The organism is Aeromonas sp. PS2Canimalfood6, assembly GCF_048276795.1.
Classification (GTDB): domain Bacteria; phylum Pseudomonadota; class Gammaproteobacteria; order Enterobacterales; family Aeromonadaceae; genus Aeromonas; species Aeromonas caviae.
In genome coordinates, this window is sequence record NZ_JBLUXC010000086.1 from 1 (window position 1) to 10,999 (window position 10,999).

8 protein-coding genes, 3 tRNA genes and 1 pseudogene are annotated in these 10,999 nt (G+C 61.8%); 5 read left to right on the forward strand and 7 right to left on the reverse strand.

Features of this window, described 5'->3' with window-relative positions; all coding sequences use genetic code 11:
- Positions 1-160 precede the first annotated feature (160 nt).
- Together ACNPAA_RS19835 and ACNPAA_RS19840 are read left to right on the forward strand one after the other, a co-directional pair.
- Entirely contained in the window at positions 161-682 is a 522-nt protein-coding gene (locus ACNPAA_RS19835; protein WP_244081164.1) for a class I SAM-dependent methyltransferase, read from the forward strand.
- The gene (locus ACNPAA_RS19840) at positions 679-3,249 is read left to right on the forward strand and encodes a DEAD/DEAH box helicase family protein (RefSeq protein ID WP_417891966.1); all 2,571 of its coding nucleotides are present in this window, start codon (positions 679-681) and stop codon (positions 3,247-3,249) included. The genes ACNPAA_RS19835 and ACNPAA_RS19840 overlap by 4 nt, the downstream gene beginning before the upstream one ends.
- Before the next feature lie 108 nt (positions 3,250-3,357).
- Here ACNPAA_RS19840 and ACNPAA_RS19845 read toward each other — a convergent pair whose 3' ends face one another.
- The 4 genes from ACNPAA_RS19845 to ACNPAA_RS19860 all read right to left on the reverse strand — a co-directional run bounded on the left by ACNPAA_RS19845 (position 3,358) and on the right by ACNPAA_RS19860 (position 5,125).
- Positions 3,358-4,575, reverse strand: a complete 1,218-nt coding sequence (locus tag ACNPAA_RS19845; RefSeq protein ID WP_041211539.1) for a J domain-containing protein — start codon at positions 4,573-4,575, stop codon at positions 3,358-3,360.
- 160 nt (positions 4,576-4,735) lie between these two features.
- Positions 4,736-4,811 (reverse strand) — tRNA-His (locus ACNPAA_RS19850).
- A gap of 124 nt (positions 4,812-4,935) precedes the next feature.
- Positions 4,936-5,012: transfer RNA gene (locus ACNPAA_RS19855), tRNA-Arg, on the reverse strand.
- A gap of 36 nt (positions 5,013-5,048) precedes the next feature.
- Positions 5,049-5,125 (reverse strand) — tRNA-Pro (locus ACNPAA_RS19860).
- Between the two features lie 203 nt (positions 5,126-5,328).
- Here ACNPAA_RS19860 and folD point away from each other — a divergent pair.
- Entirely contained in the window at positions 5,329-6,186 is an 858-nt protein-coding gene (folD, locus tag ACNPAA_RS19865; RefSeq protein ID WP_010674955.1) for a bifunctional methylenetetrahydrofolate dehydrogenase/methenyltetrahydrofolate cyclohydrolase FolD, read from the forward strand.
- Positions 6,187-6,270: 84 nt separating this feature from the next.
- Here folD and ACNPAA_RS19870 read toward each other — a convergent pair whose 3' ends face one another.
- The 3 genes from ACNPAA_RS19870 to ACNPAA_RS19880 all read right to left on the reverse strand — a co-directional run bounded on the left by ACNPAA_RS19870 (position 6,271) and on the right by ACNPAA_RS19880 (position 9,536).
- A complete protein-coding gene (locus ACNPAA_RS19870; protein WP_113979021.1) occupies positions 6,271-7,434 on the reverse strand; it encodes a trans-sulfuration enzyme family protein in 1,164 nt (387 codons plus the stop codon).
- 93 nt (positions 7,435-7,527) lie between these two features.
- The gene (locus tag ACNPAA_RS19875; protein ID WP_128343611.1) at positions 7,528-8,550 is read right to left on the reverse strand and encodes an isopenicillin N synthase family dioxygenase; all 1,023 of its coding nucleotides are present in this window, start codon (positions 8,548-8,550) and stop codon (positions 7,528-7,530) included.
- 347 nt (positions 8,551-8,897) lie between these two features.
- Positions 8,898-9,536 carry an NAD(P)-dependent oxidoreductase gene (locus tag ACNPAA_RS19880; RefSeq protein ID WP_113979017.1) on the reverse strand — a complete coding sequence of 213 codons (639 nt, stop codon included), beginning with the start codon at positions 9,534-9,536 and terminating at the stop codon, positions 8,898-8,900.
- Between the two features lie 100 nt (positions 9,537-9,636).
- On the opposite strand from ACNPAA_RS19880, the gene ACNPAA_RS19885 reads away from it, so the two are divergent.
- Complete coding sequence (locus tag ACNPAA_RS19885; RefSeq protein ID WP_113979016.1) at positions 9,637-10,536, forward strand: LysR family transcriptional regulator; 900 nt, start codon at positions 9,637-9,639, stop codon at positions 10,534-10,536.
- A 116-nt stretch (positions 10,537-10,652) separates the two neighbouring features.
- Positions 10,653-10,909: pseudogene (locus ACNPAA_RS19890) on the forward strand (AraC family transcriptional regulator); the annotation flags it as partial.
- Positions 10,910-10,999: the final 90 nt, after the last annotated feature.

The window sequence follows — 10,999 nt, forward strand, 5'->3', positions numbered from 1 at the left end:
TGGAGTGGGCAATGGTGTATTTATCCAAAAACGGCAAAAAGAGTAGGCAGAGAAAATCCAAGCAAAACAACACGTTAGACGGTATTATTAATTCGCTTGCCGCTTAAGGTTCTGTACATGACACGCCGATAGCTTCGTCGAAGGCACGCTGTCGGTCGATATGCAGCCGCTTTACCAGCGCTTCCTGCCTCTGCTCGCTCCCGGCGCTCATATCGTCGATGCGGGCTGCGGCTCTGGTCGGGACAGTCTCTACTTCCGAGAGCAGGGCTTTCAGGTCACTGCGTTCGATGCCAGCGCGGAGCTGGCCCTGCGCGCCGAGCGCCTGCTTGGTCAGCCGGTGCAACTGTGCCGTTTCGATCAGTTCGTGGCTCCCGCGCCGGTCGATGCCATCTGGGCCTGTGCCAGTCTGCTGCATGTTCCCCGTGCCGAATTGGATGCCGTAATGGTCCATCTGTGCCAGCAACTCGCCGACGGTGGTCTGCTCTATTGCTCGTTCAAATATGGGGTAGACGAGACCGAGCGCGATGGCCGAGCCTTCACCCAGTTGGATGAGGCGGGGCTGCAAGCCCTGATAACGCCGTTGCCGCTGAGCGAGGTCGAGATCTGGCAGACTGCGGATCGACGCCCCGGCCGCGAGCAGGAGTGTTGGCTTAACGCCATCGTGCGCAAGGTCGGGTCATGAGTGCACCCGTGCTCATCAGCGGGGGAGAGGCGGGGGATCCGGAGTTCAACGATCCCCTGTTGCCACATCTGCTGGACGCCATCGCCCGTTGTGGCGAGGGTAGCCGCATTGAGTTGTGTGTCTCCTTTATTCGCCAAAGCGGGCTGGTGTTGTTGCGCGGTGCCCTGCACGAGGCGCTGGCGCGAGGAGCACGGCTTCGGGTGATCACCTCGGACTATCTGGAGGTGACCCAGCCGGTGGCGCTGCGCGAGTTGCTCAAATTTGATCCCGCTCGCTCTTGCGCGCTGATCTACCAGAGTCAGGGCAATCGCGGTTTTCACCTCAAGTCCTATCTGTTTGTCCAGCACGCAGCCCAGTACCTAGGCCAGCAAGTTGGCCAGGAAGGGTCGCCAGCGGTGCTCGGTGGTCAGGCGTTTCTCGGCTCCAGCAATATCTCTGCCGCCGCCCTTACCGAGTCGCTGGAGTGGAACTGGTCGCTCAGGGCTGAGCCGAGCGGACCCAGCGAGCCGCATCACAGCCTGCGTCAGCTCGCGGCTCAAATCGATCGGCTGGCGCAAGACGCGCGGGTCGTGCCCCTTACCCACGACTGGATCGATGGCTACCTCGCTCGCTATCGGCAGAGCGCGCTGCGGGAGTTGCGGGTGCTCACTGGGGATCATCGCAGCAGCGCTGAGCAGCTGCGTGAAGCCCCCATCCCCAACAGCGTGCAGCAAGAGGCGCTGATGGCGCTGCAAGCCGCGCGGGCACAGGGGCATAAACGGGGTGTGGTGGTCATGGCGACCGGCCTTGGCAAGACTTTGCTCGCGGCTTTTGATGTGCGCCAGATGCAGGCGGCCCGCCTGCTGTTTGTTGCCCATCGGGAGGAGATCCTGACCCAAGCGCGCCAGACCTTCTTGCACATGGTGCCGCGGGCAAATTCGGGCCTCTATCATGGTCAGCAGCAGGATGAGGCCGACTGGCTGTTTGCCTCCATCCAGACCCTGGGCAAGAGTCAGCATCTGCTGCGCTTTGCACCGGATCACTTCGATTACGTGGTGGTCGATGAGTTTCATCATGCCGCCTCACCCTCCTACCGGCGCTTGCTAAACCACTTCAAGCCCCGCTTCCTGCTCGGGCTGACCGCGACCCCTGACCGCACCGATCAGGCCGATATTCTGGCGCTGTGCGACAACAATCTCGTCTTTGAACGGGGGCTGGCCCTCGCCATCGAGCAGAAGATGCTGGTGCCGCTCACCTATCACGGCATTTTGGATGACACTATCGACTATGCCGCGCTGCCTTGGCGCAACGGTCAGTTTTACCCCCATGCGCTGGAGAGTGCCTTCGCCAGTCAGAAGCGGGCTCAGCACGCCCTTAGCCAGTGGCGACGTTTACGCCAGCAGCGCACGCTGGCCTTCTGCATCTCGACCCGTCATGCCGATTTTATGGCCAGCGTCTTCCAGCAAGCCGGAGTGCGGGCGGTAGCCGTCTATGCGGGCTCCCGTCAGGGGCGACAAGCCGCCCAGGAGCAATTGGCCGCCGCCGAGCTCGATATCATCTTCTCGGTAGATTTGTTCAACGAAGGCACCGACTTGCCCGCCATCGATACCGTGCTGATGCTGCGTCCCACCGAGTCGCGCATCGTGTTCCTGCAACAGTTGGGGCGGGGCTTGCGCCTCTATCAAGGCAAAGAACGCCTGGTGGTGATCGATCTGGTGGGCAATCACAAGGCGTGTCTCTACAAGCCTCAGCTGCTGCAAACGCAATTGACCTACTCGCCAACGCACGCAAACGGGGCGATGACGCTGGCGGCAGGTTGTTTTATCAATCTGGATCCCAAGCTGCTTCCGTTGCTAGCGCTGTTAAAAAGGCAGCAGCAACCGACTCTGCTTGAGACCTATCAGATCCTCAAGGAGTACCTCGGTTATCGTCCCACTGCGCGGCAAACCTGGGTTGCCCGGCTGGGTGAGCAACTGCGTTTCGATACCCAAAAACAGGGGGGCTGGTTTGAGCTGCTCGCCCAAGCGGGCGATCTGGGGGAGGAGGAGCTGCGCGTGCTGAACCGGCACGGCGACTTTCTGCGTGCGGGGGTGGAGAACACCGTGCTCAACAAGAGCTTCAAGTTGATCCTGCTATTGGCCTTGCTCGAACTCGACGGTCTGCGTGAGCCACCCACCTTGGCAGCGCTGGCCAGCCACTCCCGTTACCTGTTCGAGCGGCATCCCGAGCTGGCCCGTCTCGATCTGCCGGCCAAGCAGCAAGCCCTGAGCGCCGACAGCCCGGCTTGGCTCAGTTACTGGAAGAGCAATCCGATCAAGTTCAGCAGTGGCGGCAATCCAGGCGCCAAGGGGGAGTACTGGTTCGAGGTAAGGGAGGATCGCTTCTGCCCACGCTTCGCGGTGAGTGAGGAGGATATCGATCCTCTGCATCGCATGGTGCAAGAGCTGCTGGACTTGCGTCTGGCCCAATATCAGCAGCGCAAAATCGCATCGGCAGCCGCCATTTCCCCTGAGCCCTTCACAACTATCCACGATGAGGAACAGGCGCTGGCGCCTGATGGCAAAGCGCGTCAGGTGACCCTGATTTAAGGCTGGCTATCCGATAGCACGATCAGTGTAAAAACCAGCAGCGTGAAAGCAATCAAGGCGCCAGTGGCGCCTTGATTGTTTGGGGAGATGGTCGGTCAGCGCTGGCCGTTACCGAAACAGCCATTCCATATCGTCCTCTTCCTCACGCCACCTTATTTGCTGCTGATCCCAGCGGGCCGCCAGATAGGGTTTGAGGGTCTGCAGGGTGGTGATCTCGGCCAGCTGGGCAGTCAGGTGATCGATATCACGCAGCAAATAGTCCCGATGTTCGGCAAAGGCCTGCTCGGTCTTTTTCTTGGATGATTGCTTGAATTTGTGCAGCACCGCGCCCATTAGCCCGTCTTGCCCGCCGTAGTAGCTGACTTCGAGCTCGCGTAGCTGGCGTTTCAGCATCGGGTTGAGGTAAGCGAGGTTCTCGTCACTGAGCAGGTTATCGAACTCGGGTAGGTGAGCGTGGGCCAGCTGTAACAGGGTGAACATCTCTTTGTTTTCCCAAGCCTGACTGAGTTGGCCCATGATGCGGGTCTTTTCCGCCTGCATGGCGGGGTCGGGTTCCCGATCCGGGTGCAGCGCCAGGGCGAGCTTGCGATAGAGCTGCTTGAGGCTGGATTTGCTGAACAGCTGTTCGATGCGCATCTCTTCCTCTTGCTCACGACGGGTGCGCGTGTGGGCAAAAGCATCTTGCTGCTCAGCGCCGAAGGGGGACTCATCGGCAAACAACTCATCATCGTCGAAGAGGGCATCCTCTTCCTCACCAGCGGTGTCACTCCCGTTGGCCATTTTCTGCTTCGCCGCGTTTATCAGGTACTCGTGCAACAGAGCGGGGTTTTTGACCATATCGCGCAAGGTGTCGATGTCTTCGGGGCAGTGACCACAAGTTTCCATCAGCATATGGGTAAGTTCATCACACTGATAGTCGAGCTGTTCGTCATCCATGTGCAGGGCGGTATTGGTTTGGATTTGGTGATAGAGGGGGGCCAAATCCATCTCGCCACGAAACGGATTGGACTCGAGATAGTTGATGAGATCGTGGATCCAGTGGTGCAAGGTCTCCCGTTGCCACTGGGTAAAGCTCTTGCGAGCCGTAAAGTCGGTCAGTCGCTTGGTGAGGGCAAAGATGAGCTCGCATTGTTGACGCTCAAGGGGTTCGATGTCGCTGGTGAAGCGCTGATAGATATCGCGGCCGTTGAGGGTTTGCTTGTCGATTTTTGCCTGTAGCTTTTCGAGCGCTTGCCAGTTGCGGTGGAAGAGATCGAGGGCGGGGTTACCCGTCGTGGGGGAGGGCTGGCGAGCGGGCTGCTTGCGAGCTGGATTACGAAGAGACATAGGCCGCCTCCATAGGCGTTATTTTGTTCGCTAAAACAAAAAAACTGGCGCGGGGCCGGTTTATCGCCGCGCATAAATAGCGCGAAGTCTGCCTTGCAGATGAGTTGCTGGCCATATTAAAGCCTTTCTTACGCAACAGATAGCAACAACAGAGAAATAATGGGGTGGCTGATGGGGCTCGAACCCACGACAACCGGAATCACAATCCGGGACTCTACCAACTGAGCTACAACCACCACTGAAATCATCGCCATTTTGTGTCTGCCAAGGCCTGGCCAAGGTCATCCTGAGATAATCTGCCGAATGGACGATAAGTCACACTCTTCATCAATAACTCAATGATTTAAAACACATTTTAAATGGCGCGCCCTGCAGGATTCGAACCTGCGACCCACGGCTTAGAAGGCCGTTGCTCTATCCGACTGAGCTAAGGGCGCGTTGTATCAAGAAATCCGGGGATTTCCCGATGAACCTGGTCGGTGATAAAGGATTCGAACCTTTGACCCTCTGGTCCCAAACCAGATGCGCTACCGGGCTGCGCTAATCACCGAAAATTCGCCATCCAGCATACCTTCGGCGGCACCACTGGACAACGGGCGGGCATCATACCCAAGCGCCAAAGTCAGCGTCAACGACTTTTTCCGCCAGTAAATTCAAGTGCCTACTTATTGCCCTCCCTGCGAGAGCCGCTAACACCCGCGCCAAAAAAATGCGACAATGCGCCGCAGTTGAACACATGGTGAGTGAAGAACGATGTCTGCCAAAATCATTGATGGAAAACAGGTTGCGCAAACGATTCGCAATCAGGTCGCCGCGCAAGTCCAACAGCGGTTGGCGCAGGGGAAACGGGCACCGGGTCTGGCGGTGATCCTGGTGGGGCTGGATCCGGCCTCCCAAGTCTATGTGGGCAGCAAACGTCGCGCTTGTGAAGAGGTGGGATTTGTCTCCCGCTCTTATGACCTCAGCGCCACGGCGACACAAGCGGAGCTGCTGTCCCTGATCGACCAGCTCAACGAGGATCCTGAAGTGGACGGCATCCTGGTGCAGTTGCCCTTGCCGGCCCACTGCGATACCACCCAGGTGCTGGAGCGCATTCGTCCCGACAAGGACGTTGATGGCTTCCATCCCTACAACGTGGGTCGTCTGGCCCAGCGCATCCCGGCGCTGCGACCCTGCACACCCAAGGGGATCATGACCCTGATCGAGACCACCGGCGTCAAGACCCACGGTCTGCATGCGGTGGTGGTCGGGGCTTCCAACATCGTGGGGCGTCCCATGACGCTGGAGCTGCTGCTGGCCGGTTGCACCACCACCACCTGTCACCGCTTCACCCAGGATCTGGAGACCCAGGTGCGCCGGGCCGACTTGCTGGTCGTGGCGGTGGGCAAGCCCAACTTCATTCCGGGGGAGTGGGTCAAACCCGGTGCCCTGGTGATCGACGTGGGCATCAACCGCCTTGCGGACGGCTCCCTGGTGGGAGATGTGGAGTATGAGACCGCGCGTAATCACGCCGCCTTCATCACGCCGGTACCGGGGGGCGTGGGCCCCATGACGGTCGCCAGCCTGATGGAGAACACCCTGAGCGCCTGCCAGGATTACCACGACGCCTGATGAGGGCGCCGGGCAGAAAAGAGAAAGGGAAGGCATTGCCTTCCCTTTTTTTATTGCGTCACTCGCCCGGATCGCTACTGGATATCAGAGGAGGGCCAGGGCGGCGGCCAGATCGGCAATCAGATCGTCGGCATCTTCCACCCCGATGCTGAAGCGGATGAGGTCGTCATTGACCCCGGCGGCGAGGCGGCTCGCCTCGTCCATGGCGGCGTGGGTGGTGCTGGCCGGATGGCAGGCGAGGCTCTCGAGATCGCCGAGGCTCACCGCCTGCACGAAGAGTTGCAGGTTGTCGAGCAGGGTAGCGCAGCGCTCAAACCCGCCTTCCAGCTCGATGCTCACCATGCCGCCAAAGCCGCTGGCGAAGGCGCCGAGGGCATCGTGGCCCGGATGGCTGGCAAGGCCCGGGTAGATCACCTTTTTCACCGCCGGATGGGCGGCCAGGAAGTCAGCCACCTTCTGGGCGTTGTGCAGGTGGGCATCCATGCGCAGGGGCAGGGTCTTGACCCCCCGTTGCAGCAGGTAGGCCTCCTGCGGGCCGATGGGGGAGCCGATGTGCTTGAGGGCCACGGTGCGAATCGACTTCATCAGCGCGTGAGAGCCCGCCACCACCCCGGCGATGATGTCGCCGTGACCGCCCAGGTACTTGGTGCCGCTGTGCATGACGATGTCGATGCCAAGCTCGAGCGGGCGCAGCAGATAGGGGGTGAGGAAGGTGTTGTCACACACCGTGATGGCACCCACCTTGCGTGCCGCCTCCACCACCACCCGCGGATCCACCACCTTGAGGGTGGGGTTGGTCAGGGTTTCAAAGAGTACCACCTTGGTGGCGGGGCGGATGTTGGCCAGCAGCGCCTGATCGCTCTCGTAGGCGGTGATCTTGATGCCGGCGCGGCTGAAGGTCTGCTTGAGGAAGGCATCGGTGCCGCCGTAGAGGGGGCCGATATAGGCCACTTCATCACCACTGTCGGCCAGGGCATACATGATGGCACTCACCGCCGCCATGCCGCTGGCCACCACCAGTGCCTCATCTGCACCTTCGAGGGCTGCCAGCTTCTGCTCCAGCTCGGCGGTGGTAGGGTTGCCAAAGCGGCTGTAGATGAAGCCGGGGGCTTGACCTGCGAAGCGCTCCTTGCCCGCCTGGGCGTTGAAGTAGCTGAAGGTGCTGCTCTGGTAGAGCGGGGTGGTGAGGGCGCCGGTCTGGGGATCGATCCGCTGGCCGCTGTGCACGCTCATGGTCTTGAATTTCATTTTTGTACTCCGTCATTGCCAGGCTGTTGCCCGACTGCTTGTGTTATCCGGGGCGCCGTCGCGCCCCTTTTCTAATGTGGTGTGGCGGCGTTGTCAGGCTAGCGCTGGCTCGCGCTGCGGCTCGCCTGCATAGTGGCGGGCCGCCACATCCGGGTGGGAGCGCAGCCTCCCCTTGAGCACGTTCTCCCCCACCTGATAAAAGAGCGGGTTGGCGGGATCGCTCTGGGGCCCTTCGGCCAGCGCCGCCAGCTCGGGGGAGAGGCTAAGCAGTGGCACAGTCGCATCCAGCCTTGCCGCCATGAAGAAGGCGCAGGAGAGGCGCGATACCCCGGGAGGGGGGCTCACCACCCGGTGCAGGGTGGCCTTGAGGTAGCCGTCGGACGCGAGCTCCAGCAGCTCGCCGATGTTGACCACCAGGGCGCCCGGCAGGGGGGGCGCGGGGATCCAGCCATCTGCCGTCTCCACCTCGAGCCCGGAGTGATCGTCCTGCATCACCAGGGTCAGGTAGCCGGGATCCTTGTGGGCACCTACCCCCTGACCACTGCTGCCTTCCGGTTGTCCGGGGTAGTGAATGAGCTTCATGTGCTGGTAGGGGGCACCGCGAATGCTCTCATCAAATACTCCGGCGGACTGCCCCAGCACCTCTGCGAAAGCGTCCAGCAGGGTGAGGGTGATGTCGCTCAGTCGATCCTGCCATGCCAGCAGCCGTGTCTTCATCTCGGGCAGAGCGGCGGGCCACTGGTTGGGGCCGATGAGGCGCTGCCAGGGTTCACGAATGTGCGCCACAGGCAGGGCCTGGGCCTCGTTCATGATATCGAACTGCTCCCGCAGATCCGGCCGTGCCCGGGTGAGCTCTGCCCCCACCTGGTTGTAGCCGCGAAAGTGGGGGGAGTGGACCATCTGCACCGCCAGTTTTTCTTCAAGTGGCAGGGCGAAGAAGCGGGCGGCGAGCGCCAGGGTCTCCTGGCGCGCCGATTCGCTCAGATCATGGCCCACCAGATAGAAAAAGCCCACTTCGCGGGCGGCCTGGCCAAGCTGCGCCAGCATCCGGCTGCGTGCAGCCGGGGTGCCCTTGAGGGCGGCGAGATCGATGATCGGCAATGATGGGGTGGTCATGGGCATCTCCTCACTTTCCGTGAACGGGGTCTGCGTGCCCCGGCGTGCGGGGTGTTGCGAAACCGGGGCGCACTCTTCTTGAGTGGCGCCGTTTGGGTTGAGGGTGATGCTACTGTTCGAGGTTATAAGGTGGAAGCAACAAAATATTCTTAGTTATATACAAAATTCGAAATGTAATTCGGACTTGAGCGAATGGAACGAGCAACGGGCGGCTCAGGCGGCGATCTGCCGTACCGGGTGAGAGCGACATTGGCGTGACGGGATAGACGCGGGAGAGAAAAGGCGGAGGGAGGCATCCGCCTCCCTCCGTGTGACTGTCATGGGAAGGGTTGCTGGCGCGCCTTTCCTCAATAACCCAGGGTGAAACGCTGGCGCAGGTGAGCCGGTGCTTGCGCCTCGTTCAGCACCCCGTCCGCCAGATCGCCGACCGTGATCCCCGCGGGCTGCTCGCCGCTGAACAACACCTGATCCGTGCCAAGGCGGTAACCGCCGCGCTTCTCGCCGGGTTCGAGGAACACGGGTGGGGAGACGAAACGCCAGTCGAGGGTGGTTTCCCGGCGAAGGGCGGTGAGACCGTCCCGGGCCGCGAGGGCCCCTTGCTTCCACTCTGCCGGGAACTCCGGGGTGTCCACCAGCTGCACGCCCGGGGCGATTTCCAGACTGCCGGCACCGCCGACCACCAGCAGCCAGCTCCCGGCGTCGTTGGCGGCGGCCACGATGGCGCTGGCCCCCTTGAGGTACTGATCGTAGATGTCCGGGGCACTCCAGCCCGGGTTGTAGGCACTGATCACCCGATCGTGCCCCTTGAGCACCCCGGCCAGTGCCTGGCTGTCCTGGGCGTCCACCGCCACGGTGGTGACTTGCGGGTGAGCGGCGACCTTGCTCACGTCACGCACGATGGCGGTGACCTGATGACCGCGGCTGACGGCCTCCTGGAGGATGGCTGAACCGACAAAACCGCTGGCACCGATGAGGGCAATCTTCATGGGAATTCTCCTTCACTGTGGGAATGGGGCTATCCTACGCCCCCGAGTGTGATTTAATAATCCACTTAAAATTGCATTCACTTGTAAGCAGGGCTTCATAATGGATCAGCTCAGACGCTACGCCATCTTCGCCGCCGTGGTGGAGGCGGGCAGCATGACCGGCGCCGCCAAGGCCCTCGGCATGACCCCGTCTGCCGTCAGCCAGCATATCAGTCAACTGGAGAGCCAGCTCGGCCTGCCCCTGCTGCACCGCTCCACCCGCCGCCTCAGCCTGACCGAGGCGGGGGAAGTGGTGTGGCAGGGTTGCCAGTCGTTGCAGCAGACCCTGAACGACACCGAGCTGCGCCTCTCGGAGGTGCGCGACAGCCTGCTCGGAGAAGTGCGGATCACCGCGCCGGTGGGGATGGCGGGCCAGCCCCTGGCGCGGGCGCTCTCGCCGCTGCTGCAGGCGCACCCGGGCCTGGGCATCCAGATCATTGCCGACGACGAGAAGCGGGATCTCATCAAGGATCGCATCGACGTGGCGCTGCGGGTCGGCACGCTTGAAGATTCCACCCTGGTGGCGCGCAGACTGGGTCAGACCCGGATGCTGCTGTGTGCCTCGCCCGCCTATCTGGCACGCAAGGGCACGCCGCGCAGCCCGGCGGATCTGCTGGCCCACGACTGGCTGGCCTCGGACATGCTGGGGGGTGGGATACTGCTGTTGGACGAGAAGGGGGAGGTCCACAAGATCAAGCCCAAGCCCAGGGTGCTGTGCAACAACGTCTTGCCCCTGCGCCAGTTCACCCTGGCAGGGCAGGGGATTTCGCTGCAACCGGAAGGTGAAATAGAAGAAGATATCGCCACCGGTCGATTGCTCGTGCTGCTGCCGGGCTTTTTGGCCCCTCCCATGGAGATCCATGCCATCACCCCCCAGCGGGAGATCCCGGAGAAGGTGCGGCGGGTGATCAGCGCCCTTCGCAGCCACTTTGCCGAGCATGGCCAGAGCCGTCTACCCTGAGCGAGGCGGGATGAATAGCCAGGCGGTGCGCCGGCCTTGCGGTCGGCGCGACACCCCTGTTTAATGTGGCCCTCCCGGGCCAGAGCGCCCTCTGCTGGCGTGGTCTCAAGCGCATCATGACACCGACTTCTCCCCACCCACTCCGTGAGCCGGCACCCGAGGCGCGCGCCCACCTCACCCGCATCGAGCGAGTGCTCGACTACATCCATGCCAATCTGGATCAGCCGCTCTCCCTGGAGGCGCTGGCCCGGCAGAGCTGCTGGTCTCGCTGGCAGTTGCAACGGGTATTCCTGCATGAGACGGCTAGACGGTGGCTCACTATGTGCGCGAGCTGAAGCTGAGCTTGACATCCTCCCCCACCTTAGCGCTTCGCGTCACAGGAGGGGGATTCCCATTACTGGGTGATAGCTGCTCGCGCAGTACCGGGTTCCTGCTTCATCGGGCGGCCTGATTGCACCACGCC

Coding starts and splice junctions, on each gene's coding strand:
- ACNPAA_RS19870 (WP_113979021.1), bottom strand. CDS start 7,434: ATGAAATTCAAGACCATGAGCGTGCACAGCGGCCAGCGGATCGATCCC.
- ACNPAA_RS19875 (WP_128343611.1), bottom strand. CDS start 8,550: ATGACCACCCCATCATTGCCGATCATCGATCTCGCCGCCCTCAAGGGC.
- folD (WP_010674955.1), top strand. CDS start 5,329: ATGTCTGCCAAAATCATTGATGGAAAACAGGTTGCGCAAACGATTCGC.
- ACNPAA_RS19840 (WP_417891966.1), top strand. CDS start 679: ATGAGTGCACCCGTGCTCATCAGCGGGGGAGAGGCGGGGGATCCGGAG.
- ACNPAA_RS19845 (WP_041211539.1), bottom strand. CDS start 4,575: ATGTCTCTTCGTAATCCAGCTCGCAAGCAGCCCGCTCGCCAGCCCTCC.
- ACNPAA_RS19885 (WP_113979016.1), top strand. CDS start 9,637: ATGGATCAGCTCAGACGCTACGCCATCTTCGCCGCCGTGGTGGAGGCG.
- ACNPAA_RS19880 (WP_113979017.1), bottom strand. CDS start 9,536: ATGAAGATTGCCCTCATCGGTGCCAGCGGTTTTGTCGGTTCAGCCATC.
- ACNPAA_RS19835 (WP_244081164.1), top strand. CDS start 161: ATGCAGCCGCTTTACCAGCGCTTCCTGCCTCTGCTCGCTCCCGGCGCT.